This window comes from Candidatus Frankia nodulisporulans, assembly GCF_902806475.1.
In the GTDB taxonomy this organism is placed as follows: Bacteria; Actinomycetota; Actinomycetes; order Frankiales; family Frankiaceae; genus Frankia; species Frankia umida.
Genome location: NZ_CADCWS010000017.1, coordinates 21,553 through 37,286, shown reverse-complemented (window position 1 = coordinate 37,286; position 15,734 = coordinate 21,553). Strand labels below are relative to the sequence as shown.

12 protein-coding genes are annotated in these 15,734 nt (G+C 72.7%); 7 read left to right on the top strand and 5 right to left on the bottom strand.

Annotated features, from left to right (window positions below; translation table 11 throughout):
- Positions 1–116: 116 nt before the first annotated feature.
- On the top strand, positions 117–734 hold the full coding sequence (locus tag G6R24_RS03650) for a YkvA family protein (RefSeq protein ID WP_163547748.1): 618 nt from the start codon (positions 117–119) through the stop codon (positions 732–734).
- Positions 735–1,189: 455 nt separating this feature from the next.
- Here the strand turns inward: G6R24_RS03650 and G6R24_RS03645 are convergent, their stop codons facing one another.
- Together G6R24_RS03645 and ccrA are read right to left on the bottom strand one after the other, a co-directional pair.
- Positions 1,190–1,903 (bottom strand): ATP synthase subunit B family protein, encoded by a 714-nt coding sequence (locus tag G6R24_RS03645; protein WP_163547747.1) that lies wholly within the window; start codon positions 1,901–1,903, stop codon positions 1,190–1,192.
- 74 nt (positions 1,904–1,977) lie between these two features.
- Positions 1,978–3,327: a crotonyl-CoA carboxylase/reductase gene (gene ccrA, locus G6R24_RS03640; RefSeq protein ID WP_163547746.1), complete on the bottom strand. Its 1,350-nt coding sequence runs from the start codon at positions 3,325–3,327 to the stop codon at positions 1,978–1,980.
- Positions 3,328–3,523: 196 nt separating this feature from the next.
- On the opposite strand from ccrA, the gene G6R24_RS03635 reads away from it, so the two are divergent.
- The 4 genes from G6R24_RS03635 to meaB all read left to right on the top strand — a co-directional run bounded on the left by G6R24_RS03635 (position 3,524) and on the right by meaB (position 7,677).
- Positions 3,524–4,081, top strand: coding sequence for a SigE family RNA polymerase sigma factor (locus G6R24_RS03635; protein ID WP_163547745.1), 558 nt, complete (start codon positions 3,524–3,526; stop codon positions 4,079–4,081).
- Positions 4,078–5,088, top strand: a complete 1,011-nt coding sequence (locus G6R24_RS03630) for an FG-GAP repeat domain-containing protein (RefSeq protein WP_163547744.1) — start codon at positions 4,078–4,080, stop codon at positions 5,086–5,088. Before G6R24_RS03635 ends, G6R24_RS03630 begins: the two co-directional genes overlap by 4 nt.
- 256 nt (positions 5,089–5,344) lie before the next feature.
- Positions 5,345–6,532 (top strand): acetyl-CoA C-acetyltransferase, encoded by a 1,188-nt coding sequence (locus G6R24_RS03625; RefSeq protein WP_163547743.1) that lies wholly within the window; start codon positions 5,345–5,347, stop codon positions 6,530–6,532.
- 71 nt (positions 6,533–6,603) lie between these two features.
- The gene (gene meaB / locus G6R24_RS03620) at positions 6,604–7,677 is read left to right on the top strand and encodes a methylmalonyl Co-A mutase-associated GTPase MeaB (protein ID WP_163547742.1); all 1,074 of its coding nucleotides are present in this window, start codon (positions 6,604–6,606) and stop codon (positions 7,675–7,677) included.
- Positions 7,678–7,759: 82 nt separating this feature from the next.
- Here the strand turns inward: meaB and G6R24_RS03615 are convergent, their stop codons facing one another.
- Positions 7,760–9,538, bottom strand: a complete 1,779-nt coding sequence (locus G6R24_RS03615; RefSeq protein ID WP_163547741.1) for an ATP-binding response regulator — start codon at positions 9,536–9,538, stop codon at positions 7,760–7,762.
- Positions 9,539–9,859: 321 nt separating this feature from the next.
- On the opposite strand from G6R24_RS03615, the gene G6R24_RS03610 reads away from it, so the two are divergent.
- Complete coding sequence (locus G6R24_RS03610; protein WP_163547740.1) at positions 9,860–10,165, top strand: MTH1187 family thiamine-binding protein; 306 nt, start codon at positions 9,860–9,862, stop codon at positions 10,163–10,165.
- Positions 10,166–10,361: 196 nt separating this feature from the next.
- A complete protein-coding gene (locus tag G6R24_RS03605; RefSeq protein ID WP_225438079.1) occupies positions 10,362–11,306 on the top strand; it encodes a tetratricopeptide repeat protein in 945 nt (314 codons plus the stop codon).
- Between the two features lie 220 nt (positions 11,307–11,526).
- Here G6R24_RS03605 and glgB read toward each other — a convergent pair whose 3' ends face one another.
- Entirely contained in the window at positions 11,527–13,713 is a 2,187-nt protein-coding gene (gene glgB, locus G6R24_RS03600) for a 1,4-alpha-glucan branching protein GlgB (RefSeq protein WP_163547750.1), read from the bottom strand.
- 572 nt (positions 13,714–14,285) lie between these two features.
- Positions 14,286–15,689 carry a maltokinase N-terminal cap-like domain-containing protein gene (locus G6R24_RS03595; protein WP_163547738.1) on the bottom strand — a complete coding sequence of 468 codons (1,404 nt, stop codon included), beginning with the start codon at positions 15,687–15,689 and terminating at the stop codon, positions 14,286–14,288.
- Between the last annotated feature and the right edge of the window lie 45 nt (positions 15,690–15,734).

Sequence of the window (15,734 nt, the reverse complement as noted above, 5' to 3'; positions counted from 1 at the left end):
ATGTGGTCGGTCGACCGGATGCCCGGTTTGCGGATGCGTGATCGCTGGTACAGGTGATCAAAGGTACCGGCGGGTAGCTGGGTACTGGCGGGTAGCTGGGAGGTGGCACGGCGGCGATGGCCACGCTCGACAAGGACGCTCTGCTGACCTTTGGCCGGGAGGTCGTGACCTTTCTGCCCGACCTCGTCGTGATGTTGCGTCGGGTGGTCGCCGATCCGCGGGTGCCGCACTCGGCGAAGGTGGAGGCCGCGGTGGCGCTGGCCTATCTGGCGTCGCCGAAGAACCGGGTGACGAACATGATCCCCGTCGTCGGCCAGCTCGATGATGTGGCGATCGTGGCGTTCGCGTTCCGTCGGCTGGTGGTCGGCGCCGGCGAGCCGATTCTGCGGGAGCACTGGCGCGGCAGCGAGCGTGGCTTCCAGGTGCTCATCGGCGCCTCGGCGGCGTTGGCGAGCCCCGCGGGAGCTGTGCGCAAGGCGAAGGTGGCACGGTCGCTGGTCGTGGCCGGCATCGACCGGGTCCGGCCGGGGCACGCGGCACGCGGTGCCTCGGGCGGGGATCCGCCGCGCATCGTCGACGGCGAGGTCGTGAGCCGGGCGGACTGGGTGGCCGAGTCCGATGCCGGTCCGGCGGGTGGCGGGGCGGGGTCCGGCTCGTGGCGAGGGCGGCGGGACAGGGACCGGGATCGTGGCCGGGGCGGCTCCGGTCCGGCAGGTGGAACCGCACGCTCGTGACCCGCGGGGCACGCCGTGGCGGGGGCGTACAGCGACGGCGGCGATCCGGGCACGAACGTGAGCGTGAACGGGACACGGGGCCGCGGCCGGGTGTGTGGTGGATCGCGGACCCGGTGGTGCGGCTGCGCGACGGCGAGTGGACCGTCCGGTCGCTCAGTGGGGCGGCGTCGGTGAAGATGTACCGGTGCCCCGGCTGTGATCACGAGATCAGACCGGGCACGCCGCATCTGGTCGTGTGGCAGCCGGAGCGGGTCGACGACCGCCGGCACTGGCACCGCGGCTGCTGGGAGCGCCGTTGTCGCGCGTCCCGGCCACGGCCGAACCAGGCAGGCTGACGCCCGGCCCGCAGGGCTGACCCCCCCTGGGGCCGCCATGAACCACCCGGACCACCGGACGGACCACGGCGCCGGACGGCGCCACGCCCGAGGGCGGTGCGAGTGCGGGTGCGGGTGCGGTCAGGCGCCGCGCCCGGCGGGGGCCGGCAGGGCCTGCGGCTCGGCGGTGAGCGCCTTGCGGTCGTCCATCGGGGCGGCCTCGATCGAGGCGATCGAGGCGCTCGCGGCGGTCAGCTTGTCGCGCAGGGCACCGAGCTGGGTCGTCACCTGGTCGCGCAGGGCGGCGAGCTGGGTGGTGACCTGTTCACGCTGGCGTTCGAGGTCGCCGAGACGCCGCCGGGACTCGTCCTCGGCCGCGGCCGCGGTCGAACGGGCGAGGTCCACGATCCGCTCGGCTTCGGCGCGCGCCGTCGAGACGATCGAGGCGGCCTGCTCGTCGGCGTCGCGCAGGGTCTTCTCCCGCGCGGCCTCGGCCTCGGTGACGATGCGCCGGGCCTCCTCGAGCCGGGCCTCGGCCTCCCTGGTCTGCTCGGCGCGGACGGTGGCGGCCTCCTCCTCGGCGAGCTGGAGGATCTGGGTGACCCGGCCACCGAACTCCTCCCAGGCGGGACGGTTGGCGGCCAGGTCGTCACGGACCCGGGCCGCCTCGCTCGCCGCCTCCGACGCCGCGGCCTCGGCTGCCGCCCGGTGCGCCTCGGCCTCGTGGAGCTGTTCGGTCAACCAGTTCACGTGGTGGGTGACCTGGTTGGGGTCGTAGCCACGACGCACCAGGTCGAACGCGGGGGTCCCGCCGGACTCGCCGGCCATCGGGATCAGATCGGTGTGTTCGGTCATAGGACCTGAGCATCTCAGACGCTGCGGCACAGCGTGAGGCCAGCCGGTGTTTGGGCCCGTCGCGAATTCCGCGACTACACGCCACGGAACCGGTTGATTGCCCTCAGGTGGCGTGCGCGTAGCTGTTCGTCGCGCACACCCAGCCCTTCGGACGGAGCCAGGCACAGGACACCGACCTTGCCCTGATGGACGTTGCGGTGCACATCCCGGGTGGCCTGGCCGGTTTCGGTAAGTGGGTACACCCGGGAGAGGGTCGGGTGGATCATCCCCCGGCAGACCAGGCGATTGGCCTCCCACGCCTCCCGGTAGTTCGCGAAATGCGTGCCGATCACCCGCTTGAGGTGCATCCACAGGTAACGATTGTCGAACTCATGGCGAAATCCACTCGTCGACGCGCAGGTGACGATCGTCCCGCCACGCCTGGCCACATAGACGGAGGCGCCAAAGGTCTCCCGTCCGGGGTGTTCGAACACGATGTCCGGGTCCTCCCCGCCGGTGAGCTCGCGGATGCGACGGCCGAACCGCTGCCACTCCGACGGGTCCTGGGTGTGTTCGTCGCGCCAGAACCGGTAGCCCTCGGCGGCCCGGTCGATGACCAGGTCGGCACCGAGCGCCCGGCACAGCGCCGCCTTGGCCGGCGAGGAGACCACACACACCGGAATCGCGCCACCGCGCAGCGCCAGCTGGGTGGCGTAGGAGCCCAGCCCGCCCGAGGCGCCCCAGATCAGCACGATGTCGCCCTGCTTCATCGTCGCCCCGTTGGTGGAGACCAGCTGCCGGTAGGCGGTCGAGTTGACCAGACCGGGGGCGGCGGCCTCCTCCCAGGTGAGATGCGCGGGTTTGGGCATGAGCTGGTTGGCCTTGACCAGGGCAAGCTCGGCCAGGCCACCGAAGTTCGTCTCGAAACCCCAGATCCGCTGCTCGGGATCCAGCATCGTGTCGTTGTGACCATCGGCGTGTTCGAGCTCGACCGACAGGCAGTGCGCCACGACCTCGTCCCCCGGGGACCAGACATGTACTCCTGGTCCTGTCCGCAGCACGACTCCGGCCAGATCGGACCCCACCGCGTGATACGGCTGGTCATGACGAGCCGCAAGGGCGGACGTCCGGCCATAGCGGGACAGGAACCCGAACGTCGGCACCGGCTCGAAGATCGAAGTCCAGACAGTGTTGTAGTTCACGGAGGAGGCCATGACAGCGACCAGCGCCTCACCGGGGCCGAGTTCCGGGGTCGGTACCTCGTCGACGTGCAGCGAGCGGCGCGGGTCCTTCTCCTGGCTGGGCAGCCCGTCGAACATGGCCGTCTCGTCCCGACGAACCACCACGGCACGGTACGAATCGGGCACCGTGAACTGGGCGAACTCGGCATGACGGGCCTCGGACGACGGGAGCCCGGCGATGATCGCCTCGAGGATGTCCTTCACGGTCGGCCTCCAGCGGCGGGTGGTGGGTCCCGGGCGCCGCACGGTGGCGGAGCGCGGCGGCGTGTCGCGGTGCGGTGGCAGGGGGTGGGGGCTGTCTGTTTGGCACGCGACGCGATAGAACGATTCGGACAACCCGTGGTGAGTTCGGGGCAACTTCGAGGGTCAGGTCGGCGTCCAACGTGGCGTGACCGCGCCCATGACTGTCGTAGAAGGGTGGCGGCCCGTGCCTGCGCGGAGCGACGCCGCCCGTAGCGATGTCGCGCGGGATGCGGACGCCGCCCTGACCGCCCTGTACTCCGAGCACTACCGGTCACTCGTGCGTCTCGCCGCGCTGCTGCTGGACGACATCGGCCTGTGCGAGGAGGTCGTCCAGGACGCCTACATCCGGGTGCATGCGGCCTGGGGGCGGCTCCAGGACCGGGACAAGGCCCTGGCCTACCTTCGGCAGACGGTTGTCAATCTCGCACGCTCCATGCTGCGTCGTCGACTCGTCGCTCTCAAGCATGCCCCGAAGCCGATGCCCGATGCCGCGAGCGCCGAGGAGGGGGCCTACTCTCTGGTCGAGCGGGCCGCCGTCATCCAGGCACTGCGTGAGCTGCCGCGGCGTCAGCGAGAGGCGGTCGTCCTGCGCTACTACGCCGACATGTCCGAGGCGGACGCGGCGGCGGTGATGGGCTGCAGCGTCGGCTCGGTGAAGGCCTACACCTCCCGGGGGCTGTCCGCGCTCAGCGGCAAGCTGGAAGGGCTGCGGTGAGCACGTTGGAACCGAACGAGCTCACGCGGTTGCTCAGCGAGGCGGTCGACCCGATCCGGCCCTCCGCGGACGCCTACCGGCAGATCCAGGCCGGTATCGATCGTCGGCGCCGCTGGCGGCTGCCGGCGTTCACCCTCGGCGGGATGGTGATGGCCGCGCTGATCGCCCTGGCCGTGGTCGCGATCCGACCCAGCCCGTCCAACCAGCTGGTCGAACCCGCGGCCCCCCCGGTGATGCCGAGCAACTACACCGGTCCGACCCAGGCCGGTGCCGGCTCCGGGCCCAGCGGCTCGGGTTCCACCCATGGTGGTGGCCAGTCATCCGGTGGCCGCGGTTCGGGCACCGGCGGGGGCACCAGCACACCGTCCAGCTCGCCCGGCACCCGGCCGACCTCCCCGGCGACCACCTCGCCCACGGTGTCGGCGAGTCCCAGCTCACCGTCGTCCTCGACGGGCCCCGGTGTCAACAGTCCGCCGCTGCCCAGCCCGGCCGCCAGGCCGGCGGGGGCCGGTGACATCGATGGGGACGGTCGCTCCGACGACGTGTCGTCCGACGGCGCCACCGTCAAGGTGACGTTCTCGCGGGACGCGGTCGTCGCCCGGGTGACCCTGCCCGAGATCTCCGTGCCGCTGGCCAGCGCCGTCGTCGATATCGACGGTGACGGTTTCGGTGAGCTGCTGGTGCAGACCAGCGACAGCGGTGGCACGAAGAGCTACGCGCTGTTGCACTACATCGGCCTGGACACCCTGGTCACCGTCGCCCTGCCCACCGGGTTCACCCTGAGCTCGGGGACACACACCAACACCGCCAGCGGCTTTCGCTGCGGCGACCACGACCTCGAGATCAGCGTCGGAACGTCCACGGACGGAAATGCGTTTTCCGTCACCACCACGGCGCTGACCCTGAGCAGGGACGGGCTGACCGTGACCGGCAGCCCGGCCACCGGCACCGTGCGGCTGCCCTCCGACACGTCTCCCTTCGTCCCAGGCTGCGGCTCGCTGTCCTGACGGCGGCACCCCCGGGACGCCCGGCCATGACCGCCGCGGGCGGGGTGTCCCGGTCCGGGTGGCAGCGGCCCGAGCCCGTCGTGTGGCCGGGCCGAGGGCCCACACGACGCGGGCGCCACGAGCAAGATCACGTTATCGTGGTGTCCACGGGAACGAGCGTGGTGTCCCGAGTCAGAGGGGCGAGGCCCAGTGGGCACGATGCCGGCGGGCTGGATACCGGCGGGCACGTTGCCGGCGGGGCGATGAGGAGGCAGGCATGCCGGGTTCCGTGATCGTGGCCGGTGCGCGGACACCGATCGGGAAGCTCTCGGGGGCGCTCAAGGGCTTCACCGCGGCGCAGCTCGGCGGCATCGCGATCCGCGGCGCGCTGGAGCGGGCCGGGCTCACCGGCGACCAGATCGACTACGTGATCCTGGGGCACGCCATCCAGGCCGGCGCGGGTCCGATCGCCTCCCGACAGGCCGCTGTCGAGGCCGGCATCCCGATGCGGGTCCCCGCGGTCACCATCAACAAGCTGTGCCTGTCCGGGCTGGACGCGATCGCCCTGGCCGACACCTACATCGCCGCCGGCGAGTTCGACCTGGTCGTCGCCGGCGGGATGGAGTCGATGACCGCCGCGCCGCACCTGGTCCGCTCGCTGCGCGCCGGGGTGAAGTACGGCGACACCGCCCTGACCGACTCGATCGACACCGACGCGCTGCTGTGCGCGTTCGACCAGGTCTCGATGGGCGCCAGCACCGACCGGCACAACGGCCGGCTGGCCATCACCCGCGCCGAGCAGGACGAGATCGCCGCCCGCTCGCACCAGCGGGCCGCCGCCGCCGCCAAGAACGGCCTGTTCGACGATGAGATCGTCCCGGTCACCGTGCCCCAGCGTCGCGGCGAGCCACTGGTGATCAGCGCCGACGAGGGGGTGCGCGCCGACACCACCGCGGAGTCGCTCGCCCGCCTGCGTCCCGCCTTCGGCAAGGACGGCACGATCACCGCCGGCTCCGCCTCCCAGCTCTCCGACGGTGCCGCCGCGGTCATCGTGGCCAGCCGGGCCAAGGCCGAGGAGCTCGGCCTGCCGATCCTCGCCGAGGTCGGCCACCACGGCTTCGTCGCCGGCCCCGACGCCACCCTGCACTCCCAGCCGTCGAACGCGATCACCGCGGCGCTGGCCAAGGAGGGTCTCACCCCCGCCGACCTCGACCTCGTCGAGATCAACGAGGCGTTCGCCGCGGTGTCGGTCCAGTCGGTGCGCGAACTCGGCCTCAACCCCGACATCGTCAACGTCAACGGCGGCGCGATCGCGATCGGTCATCCGCTCGGCGCCTCCGGCGCCCGCATCGCCCTGACGCTGATCAAGGAGCTGGCCCGCCGCGGTGGCGGCCTGGGTGCCGCTGGTCTGTGCGGCGGTGGCGGCCAGGGCGACGCTCTCATCCTGCGCGTCCCGACGGCCTGACCGGGTCCCCGACGGCCTTGACCGGGTCACAGCCTCGTCCGCTGACGGTCCCCGGGAAACCGGACGGCCGGATGGACACTGGATCGGTGCGGGCGAACCAGCGGGACACCGGCCCGGTGCGGCCCGGTGCGGCCGGCGCCGCGGCCGGCACCGGGATCGCGGCTCTGGTCGCCGCGGCGGCCGAGGGCGACCGGCGGGCCGTGGCCCGGCTGCTGTCGCTGGCCGAGAACGACCCGGCCGGATGGCCGGAGCTGAGCGCCGCCCTCACCGCGCACGCGGTCCACGCCGGGCCGGCCAGGCCCGCGCAGATCGTCGGGCTGACCGGGCCACCCGGGGTGGGCAAGTCGACGACGACCGCGGCACTCGCTCGTGCCTTTCGGGACGCCGGGCGGCGGGTGGGGGTGCTGGCGGTGGACCCGTCCTCCCCGGTGACCGGCGGCGCGCTGCTGGGCGACCGGATTCGGATGACCGAGCTCGCCGGTGATCCGGGTGTCTTCGTGCGCTCCCTGGCCAGCCGTGGTCAGCTCGGCGGTCTGGCCCTGGCGACCGCGCAGGCGCTGCGCGTGCTCGGGGCCGCCGGCTACGACCTGCTGCTGGTCGAGACGGTCGGGGTGGGCCAGGCCGAGGTCGACATCGCCGCGCTGGCCGACACCACCTGTCTGCTGCTCGCGCCCGGCGCCGGAGACGGCGTGCAGGCGGTCAAGGCCGGTCTGCTCGAGGTGGCCGACATCCTGGTCGTGAACAAGTCCGATCAGCCGGGTGCCGACCGCACCGTCGCCGACCTCACCGCGATGCTCCGCCTGGGTCGACGGACGCCGGAGGCGGACGGTCCCGGTCCGGGGGTGGTCCGGCTGGCGGCCGTCCACGGGCAGGGGATCGACATCCTCCTCGGGCGGATCACGGACCACTACCAGTGGCTGGTCGGCTCCGGCGAGCTCGGACGGCGCCGGTTGGCCCGCGCCCGCGGCGAGATCCGCACGCTCGCGCTGGCCACCGTGCGGGCCAGGCTCGCCGACCCGGGGATGGAAGCCGTGCTCGCCGCACTCGCCGGCGCCGTGGTCGACGCGACGATCGACCCCGCCCGGGCGTCCGAGCGCCTGCTGTCCGCCGCCTGGTCACCCCCGGCGGACGCGTCGACCGACTGACCCCTGCCATCCACCACCGGTGGAGTGACGCGACGACGGCCCGTGACGACAACGCCGTCCTTGAACGATCGTGGACAGCGCGCTAACGGTGGGCGGGAACCGTGGCGGTCAGCGCGGCGGTGACGGTGGTGAGGCTCGCGGGAACGAGCGGCAGATCCAGGACGTCGACGGCGCCGGCCTGGCGCAACCGGGTGCGTTCGGGCGAGTCGGCGTCCTCCGCCAGCACGAACGCCGGGATGGCGGCGCCGGTCGGGTCCGCCGCCAGCTGCGCGAGCAGCTCCGGCGCGGACGCGTCGGGAAGATCCTGGTCGATCAGGACGAACGCCGGCCGGGCCCGGCGCACCGCGTCCAGGGCCAGCCCTGCCCGTGGCACGGTGACGGTGTCGGCGCCAAGGGTGTCGGCGAGGACCTTCGCGACGGCGGAACGCACCGCCGGATCGCCGCTGACATGGACCACCCGCAGGTCGTCCGAGGGTGCTCGCCGCCCGTTCGAACCGCCCGACAGCGCCGCCGCCGCACCGCTGTACCCACTCGCGGCACCCGCGCTCCAGCCGGCCCCGCCAGCGGAACCCTGCGCTCCGGCGCCGGCGGGACCGCTCGTGCCCCCGTATCCCTTCGCGCCGGTGTAGCTGCCCGTGCCGGTGCGATCTCCCGCGCCGCCGTAGCCCTCCGACGAGCCGTAGCCCTCCGAGGCGCCATAACCGCCCGACGAGCCATAACCGTTGGACGAGCCGTAGCCGCCCGAGGAGCCATAGCCGCTCGAGCCACCGCTGTAGGGCTGGTCGAAGCCGTCGTCGTCGTAGGCGTCCGGGTCCTCGAAGCGCATGTCGACGGCGTCCAGCACGACGGCGAACACGCTGCCGACACCGTGCCGGCTGGCGACCGTCAGCACACCGCCCATCGCTGTCACCAGGGCGTGGGACAGGGCGAGACCCAGGCCGCTGCCCTCGATGCCCGTGCGTTCGGCACCGAGGCGTTCGAACGGTCGGAACAGGCGGTCGATCGCGCGGGGCGAGAGGCCCACGCCGTCGTCCTCGACCTCGATGCGAATCCGCGAGCCGGTGATCGGGACGACGCCGACCCGGACGCAGCCACCCTCGCGGCCGTACTTCAGCGCGTTGCCGACCAGGTTCAGCAGAACCTGCCAGAGTCGGCGACGGTCCGCGTCGGCGATCAGCGGCTCGGCCGGATGGATGACCCGGCGGATGCTGCGCGGCGCGGCCAGCGGCTCGACCAGCTCCACCACGCCCTTGACGATGTCCAGGACGTTCACCGGACCCTTGCTGATGTCGCCGCGGCCGGCCCGCAACCGGGCCAGGTCGAGCACGTCGTCGATGAGCGCCTGCATGTGCCGGCCGCCGGTGATGATGCGTTCGACATCGTCGTGCAGATCGGGGGAGAGCGGCTCCAGCTCGAGGAGCTGGGCGAAGCCGAGCATCGCGTTCAGCGGTGTGCGCAGCTCGTGGCCGAGCCGGGCGATCAGTTCGTCCTTGGCGCGCGACTCGTTCTCGGCGACCTCGCGGGCCCGGCTGTCGCTGGTGTCCCGGGCGATGACGACCAGCCCGCCCTCGGGATCGCGCCGGACGGTGACGTGGTGCGGCGCGGTGGCCCCGGAGCCCGTGACCAGGCCGACCGACCCGCGCCACTGATCGCTGTGCGCCAGCCCGGCGGTGACCGCCTCGACCAAGGCCACCCGGAACGCCGGGTCGACCACCTCCACCAGATCGGTGACATGCGGATCGCGCGGCACACGGTCGGCCAGGAACGCCTGGGCGGCCGCACCCATGTCGGTGACATGGCCGTCCGCGCCGACGACCACCGCAAGGTCCGTCAGCGCGTCGAGCAGCGTGCGTGGCCCCACCTACGCCTCGTTATCCGTCTTCGTCCACCCCACGGCGGGCAATGGTAGGGCGTGTCGCCAGGCCCTGTTGTCCCGGGTTTGCGCAATCGCCCGTTCGGTGCGCCACCCGTGACTTCTGGTGACATGTCGACAGCTTACCGGCCGCCCGGATTTGTCACGGTAGCAGGCGGCTGTCGGCCCTCCGGAGACGCCGGTCCGCCGGCCCGTGGGCCGCACTCCGGTCGCCGTCACCGGCCGGTCGCCGTCGTCCGGCGTGGGACGTCGTTCACCGGGGAGGGTCATCGGATGGTCCGACGGGGCTTCGCGTGGTAGGTGTGGTTCATGCTGGTTGCCTTCAGTGTCACGCCCATCGGAGCCGGCGAGGGGGTCGCGGAGCTGGTCGCCGAGGCCGTCCGGGTCGTACGCGCCAGCGGCCTGCCGCACGAGACCAACGCGATGTTCACGACCATCGAAGGGGACTGGGACGAGGTCATGGAGGTCGTGCGCCGCGCGACCGAGGCCGTCCGTGCCCACGCGGGCCGGGTGAGCCTCGTCCTGAAAGCCGACCTGCGGGACTCCGTGGACGACGCGCTGCACAGCAAGGTGGCCAGCATCGAGCGCATCCTCGCCGCCGACGATCCGGCCTGACGATCCGGCCGGACCCGGCCGGACGAGCCCGCTCTGACGCGCGGGCCGACGGGCGGAGCTACAGCCGGACGCGAACTGGCGCCGGCCAGCACCTCCGTGGACGCGCGCCGGATGTCACGATGGAGGCATGCAACGTAGGCCACCAGTTCCATCCGGAGTGCCGCGGGGCGCGGGAGGCCCGGGACGACCCGGGCGACTGCCCGACAGCCTCGGCGGCCTGCGCCTCGCCGGCGCCGTTCCGCTCGACCCCAAGCCGGCCGCTCCGCCCCCACCACCCAACCCGGGTCCCGCCATCGCGGGAGCGGGCGGCGGCGCCCCGGCCGGCGCGGGCACCGCCACCGGCCCGGTGGTGATCGACGTGACCGAAGCGAGCTTCGAGGCGGACGTGGTCAACCGCTCGATGCAGGTACCGGTCGTGCTCGACTTCTGGGCCTCGTGGTGTGGCCCGTGCAAGCAGCTCAGCCCGGTGCTGGAGAAGCTCGCGGCGGACGACGGCGGGCGCTGGATTCTCGCGAAGATCGACGTCGACGCCAACCCGCAGCTCGCCCAGGCGGCCGGGGTGCAGGGCATTCCGACCGTCAAGGCGGTCGTCGGCGGGCGCATCATCGGCGAGTTCACCGGCGCCGTCCCCGAGCGGGAGGCCCGCGCCTGGCTCGACCAGCTGCTGTCCGTCGTCGCCGAGGCGACCGGCGACGCGCCCGGTGGCGTACCCGGTGGCGCGCCCCAACAGGACCCGTACCTCGCCGCCGCCGAGGACGCCCTCGCCCAGGGCGATCTCGACACGGCGGTAGAGTCCTACCGCGCTCGTCTCGACGAGGCGCCCGGCGACCCGGAAGCCACGCTGGGCCTGGCCCGGGCCGAGCTGCTGCGCCGGGTGCGCGATCACGATCCGGCCCGCATCCGGGCTCGTCTCGCCGCCGATCCGGACGACATCGAGGCCGCGATCGCCGCCTCCGACCTGCGTCTGGCCGAGGGTGACACCCCCGGTGCCCTGGCCGACCTGGTCGCACTGGTCCGGCGTACCAGCGGCCCCGAGCGCGAGCAGGTCCGAGCCCACCTGGTCGGTCTCTTCCAGGCCCTGGGCGAGGAGGACCCCGCCGTGGCCCCCGCCCGCAGATCCCTGGCCGCCGCCCTGTTCTGACCCCAGCCCTGTTCTGACCGCCGCCCCGTTCTGGCCCACCCGCACCGTGGCCAGATGATCGTTCTCGCCGGGGCCTGCCGAGGAATCCGCTGTTTCGATCCCTGCGCAGGCCCCGGCCGGACACCGATCTGGTCGCGGCCCCGGCGTCATGGACGCGGACCACCCCCCGGTCCGCACGGGGACCGGGGGGTGGTGGTGCGGATCAGAGTGGTGGTGCGGGTCAGGGAGTGGGGTCGTGGCGGAGCCAGACGGCGCCAAGGACAGGCAGGGTGACGGCCGCGGAGGCCGGCAGGCCGTGGTACGGCCGGTCGGTGGCCTCGACCGCGCCCAGGTTGCCGAGATTGGCGCCGCCGTAGCGCTGGCTGTCGGTGTTGAGCACCTCCCGCCAGCGGCCGGGGAACGGCAGCCCGATCCGGTGCTCGTGGTGGGCGATGCCCGCGAAGTTCGTGATACAGGCGATCACACCGGAGCCGCCGGAGGTCGTGTCACCCGGGCCGGTGCCGGAGGCGCCGGACCAGCGTAGGAACGAGAAGACGTTGTTGCCGGTGTCGTTGGCGTCGATCCAGGAGAAGCCGGTGGGGTCGACGTCCCGGCGGTAGAGCTCGGGGGAGGCCCGGTAGAGGGTGTTGAGGTCGCGGACGAGGGCGGCGAGACCGTGGTGACCGGGCTCGTCGAGCAGGGGCCAGTCGAGGGAGGCGGCCTCGTTCCACTCGTTGTCCTGGCCGAACTCACTGCCCATGAAGAGCAGTTTCTTGCCGGGATGCGCCCACATGTAGGCGTACAGGGCGCGCAGGTTCGCCAGCTGCTCCCAGCGGTTGCCGGGCATGCGGCGCAGCATCGAACCCTTGCCGTGGACGACCTCGTCGTGGCTGAACGGCAGGATGTAGTTCTCCGAGTAGGCGTAGACCATGGAGAACGTCATCTGGTGATGGTGGAAGCTGCGGTGCACCGGCTGGTGGGAGGTGTAGTCCAGGGTGTCGTGCATCCAGCCCATGTTCCATTTGAAGCCGAAGCCGAGTCCGCCCAGGTGCGTCGGGCGGGTGACACCGGGCCAGGCCGTCGACTCCTCGGCGATCATCATGGCGCCGGGGAAGCGGCGGTAGACCGTCGCGTTGGTCTCCTGCAGGAAGGCGACGGCGTCGAGGTTCTCCCGGCCGCCGTGCTCGTTGGGCAGCCACTGGCCGTCGGGGCGGGAGTAGTCCAGGTAGAGCATGGCGGCGACGGCGTCGACCCGCAGGGCGTCGACGTGGAACTCCTCGAACCAGTACACGGCGTTGGCGACGAGGAAGTTGCGCACCTCGGGACGGCTCACGTCGAAGACGTAGGTGCCCCAGTCGGGCTGCTCACCGCGGCGCGGATCGGGGTGCTCGTACAGGGGGGTGCCGTCGAAGCGGCCCAGCGCCCAGGAGTCGCGGGGGAAGTGCGCGGGCACCCAGTCGACGATCACGCCGATACCGGCCTGGTGCAGGGTCTCGACGAGATGGCGGAACTCGTCCGGGCTGCCGAAGCGGGCCGTCGGCGCGTAGTAGGCCGAGACCTGGTATCCCCAGGAGCCGCCGAAGGGATGCTCGGCGACGGGCAGCAGCTCGACGTGGGTGAAACCGCTGTCCTGGACGTAGGCGGTGAGCTGTTCGGCGAGATCTAGGTAGGACAGTCCGCGCCGCCAGGAGCCCAGGTGCACCTCGTAGATACTGATCGGTTCGGTGCGCCAGGCGGTGCTGGCCCGACGCGCGATCCAGTCCCCGTCCGACCAGGTGTGGGTCGAGTGGGTGACGACGCTCGCGGTCGCAGGCGGTACCTCGGTGCGGAAGGCCATCGGATCGGCCTTCTGCCGCCAGACACCGTCGAAGCCGAGGATCTCGTACTTGTAGCGCAGGCCGGCGCCCGCACCGGGGACGAACAGCTCCCACACACCGCAGCTGCCCAGCGAACGCATCGGGAAGGCGCGGCCGTCCCAGAAGTCGAAGTCGCCGACCAGACGCACCCCCCGCGCGGACGGGGCCCACACCGCGAAGCTGACACCGGTGACCGCCTGGCCGCCGGGGGTGTGCAGGGTGCGCGGGTGGGCGCCGAGGACCTTCCACAGCTGCTCGTGGCGTCCCTCGGCGATCAGATGCCGGTCGATCTCGCCGACGGTCGGCAGATGCCGGTAGGGATCGTCGATGACGCCGGTGGCGTGCGGATAGGTCACCTCGACCTGGTAGTCGGGCAGGTGACCGGGCAGCACGGCGGCGAACACCCCGCCGCTGTGCAGCCGGGTGGCGGGATAGCGCGCCTCGCCGAGGAGCAGGGTCGCGCAGCTCGCGTCCGGGCGCAGCACGCGTACGACGGTCGCGTCGCCGCTGGGATGGGCGCCGAGCACCGAGTGCGGGTCGTGATGGGTGCCGGCCACCAGCCGGTCCAGCACCCCGGGCGGTACGTCCAGCGGCGGCGGCTCGGCCACGGCCACGGCCGTCTCCCGCGCCGCGCCGTTCACCTCGGCCGGCCGCTGCGGTTCACCCACGTCACCCTCGCCTGTCGGTACCCCGTCGCCGCCTGATCTGTCGCCACTGCCTGCCCCGCCGCCACTGCCCGACCCCTCGCCACCGCCCGATCCGTTGCCGCTGCCGGCCCCGTCGCCCGCGGGGGTGGCGCCGGCGGTCTCGGCGGACGGCACGGTCTCGGTCTGTTCGGTGTCGGTCCGTTCGGTCTCGGCTCGTTCGGTGGTGGCGGTGGTCGGCTCGCCGGGGTGGCTGAACCGCTCGGCGGCGCGATCGGCCAGGGCCACCCGGCCCTCCCGGTCACGGATCGACGCGTCGGGGCCGGCGGGACCGGCAGGGGCCGGCCAACCGATGGCTCCCTGCGCGCCGCGGCGCCCCGTTCGCGCCGTGCCGTTGGTGACGTCGCCGTTGGTCACGGGGACACCCCTGCCTCTCTCCGCGTGGGGGATCAGATGATCTGGATGGTCGAATGGGCCTGGATGGTCGAATGGGCAGAGTGCTAGCCGGCGGGTGCGGCGGGTGCCGCGGTCGCGGTGAGCCGGGTGACCGCGGCCAGCGGGATCCGAATCCAGCCGGGTCGGTGACGTGCCTCGTAGAGCACCTCGTAAACGGCCTTGTCGAGTTCCAGGGCGCGCAGCATCGTCGCGTCGTCGCGCGGGTCACGTCCGGCGGTGGCGGCGTAGCCCTGGCAGAAGGCGTCCCGGTTGCGTTGCGCCCATTCCTGCGCGCGGTACTCCAGGCCCGGCTCGTCGTCCCGTTCGAGCTGGAGTGACCGGGCCGCGTAGTCGAAGGAACGCAGCATCCCGGCGACGTCGCGCAGGGGGGACTCGAGGCCGACACGGTCGGCGACCGGCCGGGCCGGCTCGCCCTCGAAGTCGAACAGCACCCAGCCGGAGTCGACCCGCAGTACCTGACCCAGGTGCAGATCGCCGTGCAGGCGTTGGAAGGGCCGGGGGTGCACGAGGGCCGGGGGCGCCGCGTGCAGCGCGTCGTAGACGGTGCGGATCGCCTCTGCGTGTGGGTGCAGCGCGTCCACCCCGTCGAGGGCGGCGTCGAGGCGGCCGCGCAGGTAGGCGGCGAGCCCGCGCAGGTCGTCCGCGGTTGGCGGGCGGGTCGGCAGGGCGCGGGCGAGGTCGGCGTGGACCTGTGCGGTGGCGCCGCCGAGGCGTTCGGCCTCGGCGGCGAAGTCACCCCCGACCTCGTCGGCGCGCAGGTCGGCCTCGGCGTACAGGTCGCGGACGCTGGCCAGCGCCATCCGCCAGCCCTCGCTGCCACTGCGCAGGTACTGCTGCAGGAAACCGAACGTGGTCGGGACGCCGGTGACCTCGCCGGTGTACCAGGCCACCGGTGCGGCTACGTGCTGGCTGCCGACGGCGGCCAGCGCCCGGGTCACCTCGAGGTCGGGGTTCTCGCCGGGCCACAGCCGACGGAACACCTTGAGGATGTAGGCGTCGCCGTAGACGACGGAGGAGTTGGACTGCTCGGCTCCGATCGGTGCCGCGGGCAGGTCGACCAGCGGTACCCGGGTGTCGTCGTCCGGTGCCGGGAAGCGTTCGGCGACGAGGTCGTCGCGGTGCACGGCGCGGGCGAGGAAGTCCAACAGTGTGGCCGCGCCGGAGGGATCGGCGAGCCCGTCGTACACTAGGCCGCCGGCGCACTCGCCGATTAGGAAGCCCTCGTGCCCGTGCGGCGCGTCATGGCGCAGCACCAGCGGGACCTGGTAGAACTCGGCGGGGCCGCGGTCGTAGTCGACTTCGACGATCAGCAGCCGCAACGGCTCGCTGACCAGGATGTCCCGGTGAATCCGCAACTGGCCGCCGGCCCGGCCCTTGCCGGCGAACCAGCGCTGCCGCGGCAGCCAGTCCGTCAACAGGCCGGTCAGTTCACCATGGTGGTCACCCATCCCCGGCCTCCCGGTCCCCGCAGTCGACGATCATCATCGCACCTA